General features: G+C 58.1%; 15 protein-coding genes, 1 tRNA gene and 1 pseudogene. 3 read left to right on the plus strand and 14 right to left on the minus strand.

Translation table 11 applies throughout. The features are described from left to right. From BS627_RS24060 to rpsL, 4 genes and pseudogenes are all read right to left on the minus strand, one after another. A pseudogene (locus BS627_RS24060) lies at positions 1–81 on the minus strand (GTP-binding protein); the annotation flags it as partial. 65 nt (positions 82–146) lie between these two features. Further along, a complete protein-coding gene (gene fusA / locus BS627_RS02700; RefSeq protein ID WP_065113660.1) occupies positions 147–2,246 on the minus strand; it encodes an elongation factor G in 2,100 nt (699 codons plus the stop codon). A gap of 34 nt (positions 2,247–2,280) precedes the next feature. Next, positions 2,281–2,751, minus strand: a complete 471-nt coding sequence (gene rpsG / locus BS627_RS02705; RefSeq protein WP_003507761.1) for a 30S ribosomal protein S7 — start codon at positions 2,749–2,751, stop codon at positions 2,281–2,283. A gap of 77 nt (positions 2,752–2,828) precedes the next feature. Further along, entirely contained in the window at positions 2,829–3,200 is a 372-nt protein-coding gene (gene rpsL / locus BS627_RS02710; protein ID WP_003507760.1) for a 30S ribosomal protein S12, read from the minus strand. Positions 3,201–3,726: 526 nt separating this feature from the next. Here rpsL and BS627_RS02715 point away from each other — a divergent pair. From BS627_RS02715 to BS627_RS02725, 3 genes are all read left to right on the plus strand, one after another. Beyond that, on the plus strand, positions 3,727–4,020 hold the full coding sequence (locus BS627_RS02715; protein ID WP_065655890.1) for a transcriptional regulator: 294 nt from the start codon (positions 3,727–3,729) through the stop codon (positions 4,018–4,020). 10 nt (positions 4,021–4,030) lie between these two features. Continuing rightward, entirely contained in the window at positions 4,031–4,381 is a 351-nt protein-coding gene (locus BS627_RS02720) for a VOC family protein (RefSeq protein WP_077981783.1), read from the plus strand. A 98-nt stretch (positions 4,382–4,479) separates the two neighbouring features. Beyond that, positions 4,480–5,565 carry a helix-turn-helix transcriptional regulator gene (locus tag BS627_RS02725; protein WP_077981784.1) on the plus strand — a complete coding sequence of 362 codons (1,086 nt, stop codon included), beginning with the start codon at positions 4,480–4,482 and terminating at the stop codon, positions 5,563–5,565. 143 nt (positions 5,566–5,708) lie between these two features. On the opposite strand, the gene rpoC is transcribed toward BS627_RS02725, so the two are convergent. From rpoC to BS627_RS02775, 10 genes are all read right to left on the minus strand, one after another. Further along, positions 5,709–9,917 (minus strand): DNA-directed RNA polymerase subunit beta', encoded by a 4,209-nt coding sequence (gene rpoC, locus BS627_RS02730; protein WP_077981785.1) that lies wholly within the window; start codon positions 9,915–9,917, stop codon positions 5,709–5,711. A 180-nt stretch (positions 9,918–10,097) separates the two neighbouring features. Then, entirely contained in the window at positions 10,098–14,234 is a 4,137-nt protein-coding gene (gene rpoB / locus BS627_RS02735; RefSeq protein ID WP_077981786.1) for a DNA-directed RNA polymerase subunit beta, read from the minus strand. Positions 14,235–14,496: 262 nt separating this feature from the next. After that, positions 14,497–14,874, minus strand: coding sequence for a 50S ribosomal protein L7/L12 (rplL, locus tag BS627_RS02740; RefSeq protein ID WP_077981787.1), 378 nt, complete (start codon positions 14,872–14,874; stop codon positions 14,497–14,499). Positions 14,875–14,933: 59 nt separating this feature from the next. Then, positions 14,934–15,452, minus strand: a complete 519-nt coding sequence (gene rplJ / locus BS627_RS02745) for a 50S ribosomal protein L10 (protein WP_004442637.1) — start codon at positions 15,450–15,452, stop codon at positions 14,934–14,936. A gap of 355 nt (positions 15,453–15,807) precedes the next feature. Next, positions 15,808–16,503 (minus strand): 50S ribosomal protein L1, encoded by a 696-nt coding sequence (gene rplA, locus BS627_RS02750; RefSeq protein ID WP_077981788.1) that lies wholly within the window; start codon positions 16,501–16,503, stop codon positions 15,808–15,810. Positions 16,504–16,505: 2 nt separating this feature from the next. Continuing rightward, positions 16,506–16,937, minus strand: coding sequence for a 50S ribosomal protein L11 (gene rplK / locus BS627_RS02755; protein ID WP_003523723.1), 432 nt, complete (start codon positions 16,935–16,937; stop codon positions 16,506–16,508). Positions 16,938–17,081: 144 nt separating this feature from the next. Next, entirely contained in the window at positions 17,082–17,612 is a 531-nt protein-coding gene (nusG, locus tag BS627_RS02760) for a transcription termination/antitermination protein NusG (RefSeq protein ID WP_003523721.1), read from the minus strand. A 45-nt stretch (positions 17,613–17,657) separates the two neighbouring features. Then, complete coding sequence (gene secE / locus BS627_RS02765; RefSeq protein WP_042618546.1) at positions 17,658–17,858, minus strand: preprotein translocase subunit SecE; 201 nt, start codon at positions 17,856–17,858, stop codon at positions 17,658–17,660. Between the two features lie 184 nt (positions 17,859–18,042). After that, a tRNA-Trp gene (locus BS627_RS02770) sits at positions 18,043–18,118 on the minus strand. Positions 18,119–18,243: 125 nt separating this feature from the next. Further along, the gene (locus BS627_RS02775) at positions 18,244–19,137 is read right to left on the minus strand and encodes an NAD-dependent epimerase/dehydratase family protein (protein WP_077981789.1); all 894 of its coding nucleotides are present in this window, start codon (positions 19,135–19,137) and stop codon (positions 18,244–18,246) included. Positions 19,138–19,331: the final 194 nt, after the last annotated feature.

Consider the following 19,331-nt stretch of genomic DNA (forward strand, 5'->3'; position numbering starts at 1 on the left):
CGACGTCTTGCCATGGTCAACGTGACCGATCGTGCCAATGTTGACGTGCGGCTTCGTCCGCTCAAACTTGCTCTTTGCCATTAGTGGCTCTCCATTCTTGTCCCTTGACGGGAATAATCTTCAAAATTCGGTGGGGCGTACCCCGATCACTTCTGACCGGAGTACTTAGCCTGGATTTCCTGCGCCACGTTCGACGGAACCGGCGAATAGTGGTCGAACGTCATCGAGTACTGCGCGCGACCCTGCGACATGGAGCGCAGGTTGTCGACGTACTTGAACATGTTCGCGAGCGGAACATGCGCGTTGATGACGACGGCGATACCACGGCTTTCCTGGCCCTGGATCTGACCACGACGGGAGTTTAGGTCGCCGATAACGTCGCCGACATAGTCTTCCGGCGTTACGACTTCGACCTTCATCATCGGCTCGAGAAGCTGTGCGCCAGCCTTCTTCGCTGCTTCACGGAAGCAGGCGCGCGATGCGATTTCGAAGGCGAGAACCGACGAGTCGACATCGTGGAATGCACCGTCAACCAGCGTCGCCTTGACGCCGAGCATCGGGAAGCCAGCCAGCGGACCGGAAGACAGAACGCTTTCGATACCCTTCTGAACGCCCGGGATGTATTCCTTCGGAACAGCACCGCCGACGATCTTCGACTCGAACTTGAAGTCTTCGCCTTCGGGGTTCGGTTCGAAGATGATCTTCACGCGGGCGAACTGGCCGGTACCACCGGACTGCTTCTTGTGCGTGTAGTCTTCTTCGTGCTGACGGGTGATCGTTTCGCGGTAGGCAACCTGCGGCGCACCGACGGTAGCTTCAACCTTGAACTCGCGACGCATGCGGTCGACGATGATGTCGAGGTGAAGTTCGCCCATGCCGGCAATGATGGTCTGGCCGGATTCGTCGTCGGTCTTGACGCGGAAGGACGGATCTTCTGCAGCCAGACGGTTGAGCGCGAGGCCCATCTTTTCCTGGTCGCCCTTGGTCTTCGGCTCGATCGCGATCTGGATGACCGGCTCGGGGAATTCCATGCGCTCGAGGATAACCGGCTTCAGCGGATCGCAGAGCGTGTCACCCGTGGTGGTTTCCTTCAGACCGGCCAGAGCAACGATGTCGCCTGCATAGGCTTCTTCGATGTCTTCACGGCTGTTGGAGTGCATCTGCAGCATACGGCCGACGCGCTCGCGCTTGTCCTTGACCGTGTTCATGACCGACGTGCCCTTTTCGAGCTTGCCGGAGTAGATGCGTGCGAAGGTGAGCGAACCGACGAAGGGGTCGTTCATGATCTTGAAGGCCAGCATGGACAGCGGCTCGGAATCGTCAGCGTGACGCTCGATTTCGGCTTCCGTCTTGGCGTCGATGCCCTTGATCGCCGGAATATCCAGCGGCGAAGGCAGGTAGTCGACGACGGCGTCGAGCAGCGGCTGAACGCCCTTGTTCTTGAACGCGGTACCGCAGAACATCGGGTGGAACTTCACGTCGATGGTGCCGCGGCGAACCAGTTCACGAATCTTGTCGTTATCCGGATAGTTGCCTTCGAGGTAGGCTTCCATCGCTTCTTCGTCGATCTCAACAACAGTTTCGATCAGCTTTTCGCGATATTCTTCAGCCTTGGCCTTCATGTCCTCGGGGATTTCGACGACGTCCCACTGAGCGCCGAGCGATTCGTCGCGCCATACGAGAGCATTCATTTCGACCAGGTCGATGACGCCCTTGAACTCGGTCTCAGCGCCGATCGGCAGCTGCATGACGACGGCGGTAGCGCCGAGACGGGTCTTGATCATTTCTACCGAGCGGTAGAAGTCAGCACCGGTCTTGTCCATCTTGTTGCAGAAGATCATGCGCGGAACATGATACTTCTCAGCCTGACGCCAGACGGTTTCCGTCTGCGGCTCAACACCGGCGTTGGCGTCGAGCAGAGCGATCGCGCCGTCGAGAACGCGCAGCGAACGCTCGACTTCGATGGTGAAGTCGACGTGGCCGGGGGTGTCGATGATGTTGAAGCGGCGGGTCTTGCCGTCACGGCCCTTCCAGAAGGTCGTGGTCGCAGCAGACGTGATGGTGATACCACGCTCCTGCTCCTGCTCCATCCAGTCCATCGTGGCTGCGCCATCGTGAACTTCGCCGATCTTGTGCGACTTACCGGTGTAATAAAGAATACGCTCGGTGGTCGTCGTCTTGCCGGCGTCGATATGCGCCATGATACCGAAATTGCGGTAGTCTTCGATTTTATATTCGCGAGCCATAATGGACTGCCTTTCGATATGCGACCGGTTAAGATTACCAGCGGTAATGCGAGAATGCGCGGTTGGCGTCGGCCATCTTGTGCGTGTCTTCGCGCTTCTTGACAGCGGAACCGCGGTTGTTCGCAGCGTCCATGAGTTCGCCGGAAAGGCGATCGACCATGGTCGTTTCGTTGCGCTTGCGGGCAGCCGTGATCAGCCAGCGGATAGCGAGGGCCTGACGGCGCTCGGGGCGAACGTCGACCGGGACCTGATAGGTTGCACCACCAACGCGGCGCGAACGCACTTCAACGTGCGGAGCAACGTTGTCGAGGGCGGAGTGGAACACGCCGAGCGGCTCCTGCTTCGTCTTGCCCTGAACGACGTCGAATGCGCCGTAAACGATGCTTTCTGCGACCGACTTCTTGCCGTGAAGCATGATGGCGTTCATGAACTTGGTGACGACCAGATCGCCGAACTTCGGGTCCGGGTTGATCTCACGCTTTTCTGCACTATGGCGACGGGACATATTCTTTGTCTCTCAATGTTATTGACGCTAAACCACGCGGAGAACCTCGCGCAGCGCCGGAATTTGTTTAAACCGAATTACTTCGGACGCTTCGCACCGTACTTGGAGCGGCGCTGCTTGCGGTTCTTGACGCCCTGGGTATCGAGAACACCGCGGATGATGTGGTAACGCACACCCGGCAAGTCCTTTACGCGGCCGCCGCGGATCATGACCACGGAGTGTTCCTGAAGGTTGTGACCTTCGCCCGGAATGTAGCCGATAACTTCAAAGCCGTTGGTGAGACGGATCTTGGCAACCTTACGCAGAGCCGAGTTCGGCTTCTTCGGGGTCGTCGTGTAAACGCGGGTGCAAACACCACGCTTCTGCGGGTTTTCCTGAAGAGCAGGAACCTTGTTGCGCTTTACCTGTGCCTGGCGAGGCTTGCGGATCAGCTGGTTTACGGTAGGCATATAACCATCCCTTGCAAAAACTACTTTAGCCACCCTCACGGGTGGCGGCTATGCCGTTGCCGGCGACGATGCACGCATATATCCTCATGCGCAAAACGTGGCCCGATCCGTTTTCACGGATGGACCACCAAGAGCAGAGGACACCTGATGAGGCGTCTTGCGTGCAACATTCGTGTCTTCTACGTGCAATGGAGACCCGTTTGAGATGATGTTCGGGAAAAAGCTTACCGAACGGCCAGCACCCACAGAGGCTCCGATGGCGGGCGTACTACTGTTTTAGCCAGCTTTCGTCAAGGGTGAATCCACATTTTGCGCCGCCACCCCTGGCCGCAAAGCCCACGCGCGGGGCATTTCCAACGCCCTTTAACATAAGTCTGCGCAGAAGGCAGCGATTTTAACCTCCGCGCTTTGGCTTTTCATAAAATCCGTCTATTGATTCCCTCAGGGCGGGCCGGATCGGTCTCGCCACCCGCGGGACCGATTCCATCGGCCCGCATGACAGCAACGAAAGATCAAGGAACGCGTCATGAGCACCCTCCCCGACAACGACAACGGACGCGACGAGCCGATGGTCTTCATCGTCATCGGCAAGGCATATGAGACCGACAACTCCGAGGGTATCGACATTCACGTCATCCTCAGGGCGCCGGACGACGATACCGCCGTGCGCGAAACGCTGAACGCGCTTTCCGAGGAAGGCTTCATCGAAGCCGATCTCGACCAGATCGGCATGCTGACCGATATCCCGGATGAAGAGCCGCACGCCTCCGCCTATCAGGGAGCTCTCGAAGGCGAAGTCGCCATCATCCGCTTCGCCTGAGGTTCAAGCCATGGCGGTCAGACGTGTCGTCGCCAATATCGCAACGCCCGAGCCCGCGCGGGCTCAGGCGTTCTACGGTGACATTCTCGGCATGCCCGTCGCCATGGATCATGGCTGGATCGTCACCCATACGAGCCCGCTCGAAGCGCGGGCTCAGGTGAGTTTCGCACGCGAAGGTGGCTCCGGCACGGATGTGCCGGACCTCTCCATCGAGGTCGACGATTTCGACGAGGTCCACGCCCGAATCCTGACGGCCGAGTTGCCGATCGAATACGGCCCCGCAGTCGAGGCGTGGGGTGTACGGCGCCTGTTCGTGCGCGATCCCTTCGGCAAACTCATCAATATATTAAGTCACTCATAGATTATATACTTTGGATACAATAGTATTAATTCTTTATACATTGAATATCTGGCCCGCATCAGCCTAGAATAGTTCCGACACAAATTTTCGGTGGCGGGTTGGATACTATATCGTCGGCAGACATTATCGATAACATTTATGAAGCGGCGCTTTTTCCTGACCGCTGGATGCAGGTTCTGGTAGCTGTTTGCCGCCATCTCAATTTCTGGGGCGGCGCGATTACCTGGGGCAAGGGAGAAGACCAGGTCTGGCTTTACACGCCCAGCTTTCAGGAACTGATGAAGGACTTCGTGGCGGGTGGCTGGAACCACCGCAATGATCGCCTCAGCCGCATCGCGCGGGAAGGCCAATTCTCTTTCGCGCAGGATTTGGACGTCTTCAACCATGAGGAATGGGCCGAGTTGCCGATCGTTCGTGACTTTCTCATGCCCCGCGGTCTGGGCTACGGCGCAGCAACGCAGGTCGCTCCACCCGGCCATCCGGAAATGACAGTGCTGTTTGAACGCAGGCTCGACGCAGGCGTCATCACGCCTGAGACCATGGTTGCACTCGGCGGACTGAGGCCGCATATCGCCCGCAGCCTCACCCTCGCAACACAGTTGCAGCGTCAGAAGGCTGATGCGATGACCTTTGGTCTCAACGCCATTGGCGCGCCGGCCGCCGTGCTGCAGACGAGCGGCCGCATCCTCTCGGCCAACGATCTGTTCCTGTCATTACAGAAATGCTTTTCCGCCCGCACGCGCGACAGGATCTCCATTGCCGATGAGGGAGTGAACCGACTGCTCTACAAGGCACTCTCCGGGCAAGACGCCGGCTCCTTCCCTCTCCCCGCCAGCGCTGACGGCGCCTGCATTCTTCACCTCATACCGCTGCGCAAGAGCGCAATGGATTTTTCACCCAACGGCAACGCCATCGTGCTCGTATCGCAACCGACGGGTGCCATTTCCGATGCTAACACATTGTTGAAGGGTCTCTACGATCTCACCAATGGCGAAGCGCGGGTAGCGCTGGAAATCATGAAGGGGCTTTCGCTTCCAGCCGTGGCGAAGCAACTGAAAGTCTCCCACGAAACCGTTCGAAGCAACGCCAAGTCGATCTATGCAAAGACCGGCAGCACCGGCAAGACCGATCTCGTTCGCCGGCTTTCCGTTCTCACCCGCTATAACATCCCCGGGCAGGGCTAACCCACCGCGCCTGGATGAATATCCGAGTTCACTGACGAGGGATGACCAACCCCGAATTCCGCAAAACAAAAAACGCCCGGATTGCTCCGGGCGTCTTGCTCTCAATTTCGGAGGGGCTTCGCAAAGCCCCTGCCCTTCCCGCCTTATTCGGCGGCCGGAGCCTGGTCCGTCATGTCCTGCAGCATCTGGTTCGCAGAGCCTGCGCCCGTACCCTTGCGGCGTTCCTCGAGAATGAGGTCGTCGCGCGAGGTGGCGATGCGGCGGATCTGCGTCATGGTGCCGCCGGTACCGGCCGGGATGAGACGGCCGACGATGACGTTTTCCTTGAGGCCCTGCAGCGTGTCCGTCTTGCCGGCAATCGCAGCTTCCGTGAGAACCTTGGTGGTCTCCTGGAAGGATGCGGCCGAGATGAAGGACGGCGTCTGCAGCGAAGCCTTGGTGATGCCGAGCAGAACCGGCTCGCCATACGCAGGCTTCTTGCCCTCTTCGATCAGACGGTCGTTCATGTCTTCCATCTCGATACGGTCGACATTGTCGCCAACGATATACTGGCTGTCACCGGCATCGGTGATCTCAACCTTCTGCAGCATCTGGCGAACGATCACCTCGATGTGCTTGTCGTTGATCACAACGCCCTGCAGTCGGTAGACTTCCTGGATTTCGTTCACGAGGTAGGAAGCCAGAGCCTCCACACCCTTGATCGCCAGAATGTCGTGCGGTGCCGGGTTACCGTCGAGGATGTATTCACCCTTTTCGATATAGTCGCCTTCCTGAAGGTGGAAGGGCTTGCCCTTCGGGATCAGGTATTCGACTGGCTCGACGCCGTCTTCCGCAGGTTCGATCATCACGCGACGCTTGTTCTTGTAGTCGCGGCCGAGGCGGATCGTACCATCGATCTCTGCGATGATGGCGTGGTCCTTCGGACGACGGGCTTCGAACAGTTCGGCAACGCGCGGCAGACCACCGGTGATGTCCTTCGTCTTGGCGCTTTCCAGCGGCGAACGTGCAAGCACGTCGCCCTGGGAGACCTTCGCACCCGGCTCGACCGACAGGATGGCGTCAACCGAAAGCTGGAAGCGGGCTTCGCCACCACGGGCAAGCTTCGCAACAGCACCGGACGCGTCCTTGATGACGATCGCAGGCTTGAGATCCGAACCGCGCGGCGTCGAACGCCAGTCAATGACCTGACGCTTGGTGATGCCGGTGGATTCGTCGGTCGCTTCCAGAACGGAGAGGCCGTCAACGAGGTCTTCGAAGTGAACGGTACCTTCCACTTCCGTCATCATCGGACGGGTGTAGGGGTCCCACTCTGCAAGACGCTGGCCACGCTTTACCTTGTCGCCATCGTCCACGAAGATCTTCGAACCGTAAGCGACACGCTGCGTGGACCGTTCCGCGCCGCGCTCGTCAAGGATCGTAACGGACATGTTACGGCCCATGGCGATGAGAACGCCTTCGGAGTTCCGCAGGATGTTGCGGTTCTTGATCTGGATCGTGCCTTCATACGACGCTTCGAGGAACGACTGGTCGACCACGTTTGCCGTACCGCCAAGGTGGAAGGTACGCATGGTGAGCTGCGTGCCCGGTTCACCGATCGACTGCGCGGCGATGACGCCAACGGCTTCGCCCATGTTGACAGGCGTACCGCGTGCAAGGTCACGACCGTAGCAGACGCCGCAGACGCCGATCTGCACTTCGCAGGTAAGCGCAGAGCGGATGCGGACGGACTGGATGCCGGCCTTTTCGATGGTCGCAACGTCCGCTTCGTCGATCAGAGTCCCAGCCTTGACGATGTTTTCGCCGGTGACCGGGTTGTCGATATCGTCCAGAGCCGTACGACCGAGGATACGTGCGCCGAGCGAAGCAACGACCTGACCGGCATCGACGATGGCCGTCATGGTGAGGCCCTTGTCGGTGCCGCAATCCCTGGAGTTGACGATGCAATCCTGCGCGACATCGACGAGACGACGGGTCAGGTAACCGGAGTTCGCGGTCTTCAGGGCGGTGTCTGCGAGACCCTTACGGGCACCGTGGGTCGAGTTGAAGTACTCGTTAACGGTCAGGCCTTCCTTGAAGTTCGAGATAATCGGCGTCTCGATGATTTCACCCGACGGCTTCGCCATCAGGCCGCGCATGCCGCCCAGCTGACGCATCTGGTTCGGAGAACCACGAGCACCCGAGTGGGACATCATGTAGATGGAGTTCATCGGCTTCTGGCGGCCCGTTTCCGGATCGAACTCGACAGCCTTGATGCGCGCCATCATTTCTTCGGCGACCTTTTCGGTAGCCTTGCCCCAGGCGTCAACAACCTTGTTGTACTTTTCGCCCTGGGTGATGAGACCATCATTGTACTGCTGTTCGTATTCCTTCACGAGAGCTTCGGTGTCGCCAACGATCTTCACCTTGCTGTCCGGAATGACCATGTCGTCCTTGCCGAACGAAATGCCGGCGCGGCAGGCGTGGCTGAAGCCGAGCTGCATGATGCGGTCGCAGAAGATGACCGTGTCTTTCTGGCCGCAATGACGGTAGACCGTGTCGATCATCTTGGAGATGTTCTTCTTGGTCATTTCCTGGTTGCAGACGTCGAAAGGCACGTTGACGTTCTTCGGCAGAAGTTCGCCGATGAGCATACGGCCAGGGGTCGTCTCATGGATCTTCGAAACCGGCTTGCCATCGGCATCCACGGTCTTGAAGCGTCCACGAATCTTGGCATGCAACGTCACGACCTTGTTTTCAAGCGCGTGATGCAGCTCACCGATGTCGGAGAAGGCCATGCCTTCGCCCGGCTCGTTCTGGTTCATGATCGACAGGTAGTACAGGCCGAGAACCATGTCCTGCGAAGGAACGATGATCGGGTGGCCGTTTGCCGGATGCAGGATGTTGTTGGTCGACATCATCAGCACGCGCGCTTCCAGCTGGGCTTCCAGCGAAAGCGGAACGTGAACAGCCATCTGGTCACCGTCGAAGTCGGCGTTGAAGGCCGTGCAGACGAGCGGGTGCAGCTGGATGGCCTTGCCTTCGACCAGCATCGGTTCGAAAGCCTGGATGCCCAGACGGTGCAGCGTCGGTGCGCGGTTCAGGAGAACCGGATGTTCGCGGATGACCTCGTCGAGGATATCCCAGACCTCGGGCTTTTCCTTTTCAACCAGCTTCTTGGCCTGCTTGACGGTCGAGGAGTAACCCTTGGCGTCGAGGCGGGCGTAGATGAACGGCTTGAACAGTTCGAGCGCCATCTTCTTCGGCAGGCCGCACTGGTGCAGCTTCAGTTCCGGACCGGTCACGATGACCGAACGGCCGGAATAGTCGACGCGCTTGCCGAGAAGGTTCTGGCGGAAGCGGCCCTGCTTGCCCTTGAGCATGTCGGAGAGCGACTTCAGCGGACGCTTGTTGGCACCCGTGATGACGCGACCGCGACGGCCGTTATCGAACAACGCATCGACGGATTCCTGCAACATACGCTTTTCGTTGCGGATGATGATGCCAGGCGCACGAAGCTCGATCAGGCGCTTCAGACGGTTGTTACGGTTGATGACGCGGCGATAGAGATCGTTGAGGTCGGACGTCGCAAAACGGCCGCCATCCAGCGGAACCAGCGGACGCAGGTCCGGCGGGATCACGGGAACGACCTTCATGATCATCCATTCCGGACGGTTGCCGGATTCCATGAAGTTCTCGACGATCTTCAGGCGCTTCATCAGCTTCTTCTGCTTGAGATCGGACGTGGTCTCAGCAAGTTCGGCACGCAGGTCGCCGGCGATCTTTTCAAGGTTCATCGAAGCCAGCATCTCGTAGATGGCTTCAGCGCCGATCATGGCGGTGAACTGGTCTTCGCCGAACTCGTCGACGGCAATCATGTACTCTTCTTCAGACAGAAGCTGGTTCTGCTTGAGCGAGGTAAGGCCGGGTTCGGTGACGATGTAGTTCTCGAAATAGAGAACGCGTTCGACATCCTTCAGCGTCATGTCGAGCAGGGTCGAGATACGCGAAGGAAGCGACTTCAGGAACCAGATGTGGGCAACCGGCGCTGCGAGCTCGATATGGCCCATGCGCTCACGGCGAACGCGCGACAGCGTCACTTCGACGCCGCACTTTTCGCAGATGATGCCCTTGTACTTCATGCGCTTGTACTTGCCGCACAGGCACTCATAGTCCTTGATCGGTCCGAAGATACGCGCGCAGAAAAGACCGTCACGCTCAGGCTTGAACGTACGGTAGTTGATGGTTTCCGGCTTCTTGATCTCGCCGTAGGACCACGACAGGATTTTTTCCGGCGAAGCGATCGAAATCCGGATGGAATCGAAATGCTGCGCAGGCACCTGAGGATTGAAAAGATTCATGACCTCTTGGTTCATGCCTTGTCTCCTTGAGAGGCTAGCTGCTGCCCCTGTTTGCATCCGGACCGGCTTCTTCCCGGGTCGCCGTCCAGAGCTTTAAATACGGATTAACCGCATAATGCGGCGAAAGTGTCCCGAACCGGCCAATACCGTCCGGGAAACCGGCAGGCGCCCTTGCAGGCGCCCGCCTCTATCGTCTTATTCCGCCGCGTCGGGCAGCTGGTCTTCGGGCTGGTTCTCGATCTTCGAGTTTTCCAGTTCGACCGAAAGACCCAGCGACCGCATTTCCTTGACGAGAACGTTGAAGCTCTCCGGAATACCGGCCTCGAAGGTGTCGTCGCCACGGACGATCGCTTCGTAGACCTTGGTGCGGCCCGCCACGTCGTCCGACTTGACGGTGAGCATTTCCTGCAGCGTGTAAGCCGCGCCGTATGCTTCCAGAGCCCAGACTTCCATTTCCCCGAAGCGCTGACCGCCGAACTGCGCCTTGCCGCCCAGCGGCTGCTGGGTAACGAGCGAGTAAGGACCGATCGAACGAGCGTGGATCTTGTCGTCAACAAGGTGGTTCAGCTTGATCATGTACATGTAGCCGACGGTGACCTTACGGTCGAACGGCTCACCGGTACGACCGTCATAAAGAACGGACTGACCGGATTCATGCAGACCTGCCTTCTTCAGCATCGCGGCGACGTCAGGCTCATGCGCGCCATCGAAGACCGGGGTCGCGATGGAAACACCGCGCTTGGCTTCTTCGGCAAGCTTGACAAGCGAGTCATCATCGAAACTCTGAACCTCGTCATTGGCTTCAGACGCGTAGATTTCCGTCAGCTCGCTGCGAAGCTCGCTGATGTCCATCGTCTTGCGATACTCTTCGAGCATCTCGCCGATCTTCCTGCCCATGCCTGCGCATGCCCATGCGAGATGGGTTTCGAGGATCTGGCCGACGTTCATGCGCGAAGGCACGCCGAGCGGGTTCAAGCAGATGTCGACATGCGTGCCGTCTTCGAGGAACGGCATGTCCTCGACCGGAACGATGCGCGAGACAACGCCCTTGTTGCCGTGACGGCCGGCCATCTTGTCGCCCGGCTGGATCTTGCGCTTAACGGCAACGAAGACCTTGACCATCTTCATGACGCCCGGAGGCATTTCATCGCCACGCTGGACCTTTTCGACCTTGTCCATGAAGCGCTGTTCAAGGCGCGACTTGGATTCGTCGTACTGGCCGCGAAGCGCTTCCAGCTCGGACTGAGCCTTCTCGTCTTCGACAGCGAACATCCACCACTGCGAGCGGGGATATTCGGAGACGACGGCGTTGGAGAGCTCGACGCCCTTCTTGAAGCCCTTAGGACCAGCAATCGAAACCTGACCACGCAGCATGTCGATCAGACGGCCATAGACGTTACGGTCGAGGATCGCCTGCTCGTCGTCGCGGTCCTTCGCCAGACGCTCGATCTCTTCGCGCTCGATAGCCATCGCGCGCTCGTCCTTCTCCACACCGTGACGGTTGAAGACGCGGACTTCCACGACCGTACCGAACGTGCCCGGAGGCATGCGCATGGAGGTGTCGCGAACGTCGGAAGCCTTTTCACCGAAGATGGCGCGCAGAAGCTTTTCTTCCGGCGTCATCGGGCTTTCGCCCTTCGGCGTGATCTTGCCGACGAGGATGTCGCCCGGCTGAACTTCCGCACCGATGTACACGATACCGGCTTCGTCGAGGTTCTTCAGCGCTTCTTCCGAAACGTTCGGAATGTCGCGCGTGATTTCTTCCGGACCAAGCTTCGTGTCGCGCGCCATCACTTCGAATTCTTCGATGTGGATGGAGGTGAACACGTCGTCGGAAACGATACGCTCCGACATCAGGATCGAGTCTTCGTAGTTGTAGCCGTTCCAGGGCATGAACGCGACGAGCGCATTGCGGCCGAGAGCCAGATCGCCGAGGTCGGTCGACGGACCGTCCGCGATGATATCGCCCTTGGAGATGATGTCGCCGACGGAAACCAGCGGACGCTGGTTGACGCAGGTGTTCTGGTTCGAACGCTGGAACTTCTGCAGACGATAGATGTCAACACCGGACTTGCCGGCATCGAGGTCTTCCGTGGCGCGGATAACGATACGGGTCGCATCCACCTGATCGACGACACCGCCGCGACGGGACGCAATGGCAGCGCCGGAGTCACGGGCGACGATCGGCTCCATGCCGGTACCGACGAACGGCGCCTCGGCGCGCAGAAGCGGAACAGCCTGACGCTGCATGTTCGAGCCCATGAGAGCGCGGTTGGCGTCGTCGTTTTCCAGGAACGGAATGAGCGCCGCTGCGACCGAAACGAGCTGCTTCGGCGAAACGTCCATCAGGTTGATGTTGTCACGCGGTGCGAGCATAACTTCGCCCGAGTGACGGCAGACGACGAACTCTTCCGAGAACGAACCGTCTTCATTGAGCGGCGCGTTGGCCTGCGCGACGTAATACTTGGCCTCTTCCATCGCGGAGAGGTAGATCACGTCATTGGTCACCTTACCTTCGACGATCTTGCGGTACGGGCTTTCGATGAAGCCGTACTTGTTGACGCGGGCGAAGGTTGCAAGCGAGTTGATCAGACCGATGTTCGGGCCTTCCGGCGTTTCGATCGGGCAAATACGGCCGTAATGGGTCGGGTGAACGTCGCGGACTTCGAAGCCTGCGCGCTCGCGGGTCAGACCACCCGGTCCAAGAGCCGAAAGACGGCGCTTGTGGGTGATTTCCGAAAGCGGGTTCACCTGGTCCATGAACTGCGAAAGCTGCGAGGAACCGAAGAATTCGCGAACAGCGGCGGCAGCCGGCTTCGCGTTGATCAGGTCCTGCGGCATCACGGTGTCGATTTCGATCGAGGACATACGTTCCTTGATCGCACGTTCCATGCGCAGAAGGCCCAGACGATACTGGTTTTCCATCAGTTCGCCGACAGAGCGAACACGGCGGTTGCCGAGGTTGTCGATGTCGTCGATTTCGCCCTTGCCGTCGCGTAGTTCGACCAGCATCTTGACAACCGCGAGGATGTCTTCCTTGCGCAGCGTGCGCACGGTGTCTTCCGCATCGAGGTCGAGGCGCATGTTCATCTTGACGCGGCCGACGGCCGACAGATCGTAACGCTCTGCATCGAAGAACAGCGAGTTGAACATCGCTTCCGCCGATTCCATGGTCGGCGGCTCACCCGGACGCATGACGCGGTAGATGTCGAACAGGGCTTCCTGACGGTTCTCGTTCTTGTCGGCAGACAGCGTGTTGCGGATATAGGCACCAACATTGACGTGGTCGATGTTGAGGACTGGAAGCTCGTCGAAGCCCGACTGCAGGATGAGACCGAGGGTCTTCTCGTCGATTTCGTCGCCGGCTTCGAGATAGATTTCACCCGTCTCGTAGTTGACGATGTCTTCGGCCAGATAGTTGCCGTAAAGGTCTTCGTCGGTCGCCTTCAGCGCCTTGAGGCCCTTCTCCGTCAGCTGGCGGATCAGGCGCGGGGTCAGCTTCTTGCCGCCTTCGACCACGACTTCGCCGGTATCGGCGTCGATCATGTCGGTGATAACCTTGGCGTTCTTCAGCGTCTCGGGCTGGAAGGGAATGCGCCAGCCGTCGCCGTCGCGCTCATAGGAAGCCTTGGTGTAGAAGGTCGACAGAATGTCTTCGCCGTCCATGCCAAGCGCCATCAGCAGCGAGGTCACGGGGATCTTGCGGCGGCGGTCGATACGCGCATAGACGATGTCCTTGGCGTCGAACTCGATGTCGAGCCAGGAACCGCGATACGGGATGACGCGGGCAGCAAAGAGCAGCTTGCCGGAAGAATGGCTCTTGCCCTTGTCGTGATCGAAGAACACGCCCGGCGAACGGTGCATCTGCGAAACGATGACGCGCTCGGTGCCGTTGACGATGAACGTACCGTTATTGGTCATGAGCGGCATATCGCCCATGTAGACGGACTGTTCCTTGATGTCCTTGATGGACTTCGCGCCCGTATCTTCATCGATATCGAACACGATGAGACGCAGAGTCACCTTGAGCGGCGCTGCATAGGTCAGATCGCGCTGACGGCATTCCTCGACGTCGAACTTCGGCGCTTCGAATTCGTAGGACACGAATTCAAGCATGGACGCGCCCGAGAAATCGGTGATCGGGAATACGGATTTGAATACGGCATTCAATCCCTCGTCGGGACGGCCACCCTTGGGCTCGTCAACCATGAGAAACTGGTCATACGAAGCCTTCTGAACCTCGATGAGGTTCGGCATTTCCGCTACTTCTGGAATTTTGCCGAAAAACTTGCGTACGCGCCTGCGACCGTTAAACGAAAGGGTCTGAGCCATCGTCGCTCCTTTAAAATTGCATCCGGGCCTGCAACGGACGGGAACCGATGGCCAGTCGATCCCGTCAAGCAATGGGTATCATCAATCTCGTTCCACATCCCGGATCGATCAGGCCGGATTGCCTAGATGAGCCGGTTCGGAACCATTCTCTTGAAGAACCCATTACCCAAAAGCCATTTTCACGCGGCTTTTGGGTAATGAGTTTTAAAAACGATGACGACGGAAAGGGACATAAAGCCCCTTCCCGCCAGCAATCGCAAGATTACTTAACGTCAACCTTGGCGCCTGCGTCCTCAAGCTTCTTCTTGAGATCAGCAGCTTCAGCCTTGGAAACAGCTTCCTTGACCGGCTTCGGAGCGCCTTCGACGAGGTCCTTGGCTTCCTTGAGGCCGAGGCCGGTGATGCCGCGAACTTCCTTGATGACGTTGATCTTGTTGGCGCCAGCGTCAACCAGGATAACGTCGAACTCGGTCTTTTCTTCTTCAACAGCAGCAGCAACGCCAGCACCGCCAGCAGCAGCAACAGCTACCGGAGCAGCAGCGGAAACGCCCCACTTTTCTTCAAGAAGCTTCGACAGTTCTGCAGCTTCCAGAACGGTCAGCGAGGAGAGGTCTTCTACGATCTTTGCGAGATCAGCCATTTTGATAGTTCCTTTTGTTCAGTTCGAACCAGTTTGAATATTTACAGCGAAAAACCGCCTTAAGCGGCTTCGTCCTTCTTGGCGTAAGCCGAGAACACGCGGGCAAGCTGGCTTGCCGGTGCTGCAACAACCGTTGCGACGCGAGTTGCCGGGGCATTGAGAAGGCCCAGCAGCTTTGCACGCAGCTCGTCGAGCGAAGGCAGGGTCGCAAGCGACTTGACTGCTTCGGCGTTGAGCGTGGTTGCGCCCATGGCGCCGCCCAAAACAACGACCTTGTCGTTGGTCTTGGCGAAATCCATGACGACTTTCGGAGCGATCATCGGGTCAGTGCTGTATGCAATCAGCGTCTGTCCCTTGAAGAGATTGGTCATCCCTTCCGACTCCGTACCCTGAAGAGCGATCTTGGCCAGGCGGTTCTTCGCGACCTTGACGGTGCCTCCGGCAGCGCGCATCTTCGAACGGAAGTCGTTCATCTGCGCAACGGTGACACCAGCATAGTGGGCCACGACAACCGAACCGGAAGCCTTGAAGACTTCGTTCAGCTCCGTGACGAATTCGCGTTTTTCCGCTCTTTCCACTGTCTGTCTCCAGTAGACGGGACCACATGATTGTGAACCCGTCGGGTTTGCCTTTGCCCCAAGGGACCTTTTTACAAAGATCCCGAGCGACGCTCGAGGATCCTGTCCCCCGCTCTGTCGCCGCAAACGGCTTCAGGCACAGGCACACCAGGTTCGAACCGGACAGTCAGGCATCGAAAGATGCCTCAAATCCAGCCTCACCCGTCTCATGCAGGCTAAATGATTAAGGCCAAATCCCGAAAGACAAGGCCACCCGCAATCTCGGACAGGAGTTCCGGGTTTCCCCGGAAATCTCCGGCTCCCTGGGAGCCGGAAATTCTTTTATTCACGCTCCCCTGGGGAGCGCGAGAATTTATTAAGCGGTGACCGAAGAAGGATCGATCTTGACGCCCGGACCCATGGTCGAGGAGATCGCCACGCGCTTGACGTAGTTACCCTTGGCGCCAGCCGGCTTTGCCTTGATGACGGCATCGGCAAAAGCCTTGATGTTTTCTTCAAGAGCCTTGGCGTCGAACGAAGCCTTGCCAACGCCAGCGTGTACGATACCGGCCTTTTCGACGCGGAATTCGACAGCGCCGCCCTTGGATGCCTTGACGGCACCGGCAACGTCCATGGTCACGGTTCCGACCTTCGGGTTCGGCATCATGCCACGCGGGCCGAGTACCTTGCCGAGACGGCCGACGAGCGGCATCATGTCCGGGGTCGCGATGCAGCGATCGAAGTCGATCTTGCCGCCCTGAACGATTTCAACCAGTTCCTCTGCACCAACAACGTCAGCACCAGCAGCCGTGGCTTCATCGGCCTTGGCGCCACGTGCGAAGACGGCGACGCGAACGTCACGGCCGGTGCCGTTCGGCAGGTTGACAACGCCACGAACCATCTGGTCCGCATGGCGCGGGTCAACGCCGAGGTTCATCGAAACTTCAACGGTTTCGTCGAACTTGGCGACTGCACGTTCCTTGACCATCGAAATGGCGTCGGTGAGAACGTAGAGCTTATTGGAATCCACGCCTTCGCGGATCTTCTGAATGCGCTTTGCTACCTTGGCCATGATCAACCTACCACTTCCAGGCCCATGGCGCGGGCAGAGCCCTCAACCATCGCCATTGCGCCTTCGATGTCGGCTGCGTTCAGATCCTTCATCTTGGCTTCAGCGATCGTCTTGACCTGAGCCTTGGTGATGGAGCCGACCTTGGCGCCCTTGCCGGGCGTCTTGGAACCGGAGGTGATCTTAGCTTCCTTCTTCAGCCAATACGTCATCGGCGGCTGCTTCATGACGAAGGTGAAGGACTTGTCCTGGTAATAGGTGATGACGACCGGAATCGGCATACCCTTTTCCATTTCCTGCGTGGCGGCATTGAACGCCTTGCAGAATTCCATGATGTTAATGCCACGCTGACCAAGTGCCGGACCGATCGGCGGGGACGGATTGGCCGCCCCGGCCTTTACCTGCAACTTGAGCTGGCCTGCAACTTTCTTAGCCATATCTCTCTGCCTTTCAATTCAAACCGGTTACCCGGCTTCTCTCAAGCCGGATTGCTCCGGCGGCTGCGGTTGCGTGGTGCGGCGCCCTGCCCCGGCTTAAAGAGCCAGTTAGCCTTCCACGCGCTTGGGGCTTCACCCCGCCAATCAGACCTTTTCGACCTGATTGTATTCCAGCTCGACCGGTGTCGCGCGGCCGAAAATCGAAACTTCCACCTTCAGGCGCGAACGCTCTTCGTCGACATCCTGCACCACGCCGTTGAACGACGCGAAAGGACCGTCGGAAACGCGAACCTGCTCGCCGATCTCGAACGAAACCGAAGACTTCGGACGCTCGACACCTTCCTGAACCTGACCGAGGATACGCTCGGCTTCATAATCGGGAATCGGAACAGGCTTGCTGTCCGAACCGAGGAAACCGGTAACCTTCGGCGTGTTCTTGATGAGGTGATAGGCCTCATCCGTCAGGTTGGCGCGCACAAGCACGTAACCTGGAAAAAACTTGCGCTCGCTATCGACTTTGCGGCCGCGACGCACCTCGACCACCTTTTCGGTCGGCACGAGGATTTTCTCGAAAAGATGATCCAGACCCTTCTGACGGGCTTTTTCCTCGATCGACTCCGCGACCTTCTTTTCAAAATTCGAATATGCGTGAACGATATACCAGCGCGCTGCCATTTTTATTCTCCGTTCGATCCTTCTACCGGGCCCTTGAGCGTGCCGTTACCGGCCCACACTCAGCACCAGGCTGAGCAGCCAGCCGATGAGCTGGTCCGCAGCAAAGAAGAACAGAGCCGCAAAAATGACCATCACCAGCACCATAGCCGTCGAAATCATGGTCTCGCGGCGCGACGGCCAAGTGATCTTTGACGCTTCGGCGCGAACCTGCTGCAGAAACGTAAACGGATTGGTTTTGGATGCCATTGACTGCCCACGCAATTACGGCGCGTAAAGCCGATACTGATCAGCCCCACGCACCGCGTGTCTGTTTTGACCCTACATAAACACCGATTCCACTTTTAACAAGAGGAAATCGACATTCGGCGAAATTCGCCGGTAAACCGGCCCCATCTGCCATGCAGCGAAAACCGCGCTTGCGAATGGAAAGTGGCAGGGGCAGAGGGGCTCGAACCCCCGACCTGCGGTTTTGGAGACCGCCGCTCTACCAACTGAGCTATACCCCTTCATCACCTGAACCGGCCGCGAAATCGCTTGGCCAATTCGGTATGCGCTCCTTTAAGGTGCAGGGGAAAGAATGGCAAGTGTGTTTTTTGTTTTTTCCACTCCGCCCCCGAAAATCGTGCACCCGTCAGGGTTTGACGTATTTCCGCCAGTCATGTTCTTCCCTGAAACCCAGAACTTCGCGAATCTTGCGGTTGGAGATCAATCCCTCATGATCCCCGATATCGCGACGAAATTGCACGCCAGGGAAATATGTCCGCGCAAGCTCTCGCGTGGGAACCGTCGCCGTCGCACTATCATTGACGGCGTTGAAGACCTGATAGCCCAGACCGTCCTTCTCGACGCACAAATGACAGATCTGACCGAGATCACGCGCGTCGATGTAACCCCAGGCATTGCGTTTACGCGTCTCAGGACGGGCAAAGAAGTCGGGAAATTTCTCATATTCATGAGGTTCGATGACATTACCGATTCGCAGCGCGTAAATGTCGTATCCGCTTCGCTCTGCAAAGGCCCGCGCGGTCTTTTCATTCACCACTTTCGACAGTCCGTATGAATCCATCGGATCGACGTCGTAGTCCTCCTCAAGCGGGAAATGATGGAAATCCTTATCGCCTTCGGCAAAGCAGACGCCATAGGTGGTCTCGCTCGATGCGATGACGATCTTGCGAATACCAAGCTTCACCGCGGCTTCGATAACATTGTAGGTTCCCATCGTATTGATGCGGAACGTCTCGTTATCAGGCTTTATCAAAATGCGGGGAACGGCGGCAAAATGGATCACCGCGTCATAGGGCAGAACGCCCTTCCCGCCTTCAAGCTCGGCAAAGTTGCTATGCATCGACAAGGCGTTAAAGACCTGCCCGCTGTCGCTGATATCGACGATGAGATTGGTCACGCCCGGCCTGTCGAGAGGCACGAGATCGATGTTGTGAACCTCATACCCTTTGTCGATAAGCCAAGGAATTACATGCCTTCCCGCCTTGCCGGAACCGCCGGTAAATAGAATGCGCTTTTTCATGATACTCCTCATTGTCTCCCCGGCAATGACGTAGCAGCCCGGAGAGAAGAACGAAAGCTATTCTCTCCTCTGAGCCGTGCGGCACAAAACAAAAAACCCCGCTGTCTCCAGCGGGGTTCAGACTGCTGACAAACCCCTGGCGTGAGCTGGGGGTTTATGATTCATTGGGACATGTTGAAGAAACCTGCTCCTGA

The sequence above is a fragment of the Agrobacterium salinitolerans genome (assembly GCF_002008225.1).
GTDB lineage: Bacteria > Pseudomonadota > Alphaproteobacteria > Rhizobiales > Rhizobiaceae > Agrobacterium > Agrobacterium salinitolerans.

Bases quoted from the DNA above. Each gene is read 5' to 3' on its own strand.
- nusG (WP_003523721.1), bottom strand. From the start codon at position 17,612: ATGGCAGCGCGCTGGTATATCGTTCACGCATATTCGAATTTTGAAAAG.
- rplL (WP_077981787.1), bottom strand. From the start codon at position 14,874: ATGGCTGATCTCGCAAAGATCGTAGAAGACCTCTCCTCGCTGACCGTT.
- fusA (WP_065113660.1), bottom strand. From the start codon at position 2,246: ATGGCTCGCGAATATAAAATCGAAGACTACCGCAATTTCGGTATCATG.
- rpoB (WP_077981786.1), bottom strand. From the start codon at position 14,234: ATGGCTCAGACCCTTTCGTTTAACGGTCGCAGGCGCGTACGCAAGTTT.
- BS627_RS02775 (WP_077981789.1), bottom strand. From the start codon at position 19,137: ATGAAAAAGCGCATTCTATTTACCGGCGGTTCCGGCAAGGCGGGAAGG.
- secE (WP_042618546.1), bottom strand. From the start codon at position 17,858: ATGGCATCCAAAACCAATCCGTTTACGTTTCTGCAGCAGGTTCGCGCC.
- rpsL (WP_003507760.1), bottom strand. From the start codon at position 3,200: ATGCCTACCGTAAACCAGCTGATCCGCAAGCCTCGCCAGGCACAGGTA.
- rpoC (WP_077981785.1), bottom strand. From the start codon at position 9,917: ATGAACCAAGAGGTCATGAATCTTTTCAATCCTCAGGTGCCTGCGCAG.
- rplA (WP_077981788.1), bottom strand. From the start codon at position 16,503: ATGGCCAAGGTAGCAAAGCGCATTCAGAAGATCCGCGAAGGCGTGGAT.
- BS627_RS02720 (WP_077981783.1), top strand. From the start codon at position 4,031: ATGGCGGTCAGACGTGTCGTCGCCAATATCGCAACGCCCGAGCCCGCG.
- BS627_RS02715 (WP_065655890.1), top strand. From the start codon at position 3,727: ATGAGCACCCTCCCCGACAACGACAACGGACGCGACGAGCCGATGGTC.
- rpsG (WP_003507761.1), bottom strand. From the start codon at position 2,751: ATGTCCCGTCGCCATAGTGCAGAAAAGCGTGAGATCAACCCGGACCCG.
- rplK (WP_003523723.1), bottom strand. From the start codon at position 16,937: ATGGCTAAGAAAGTTGCAGGCCAGCTCAAGTTGCAGGTAAAGGCCGGG.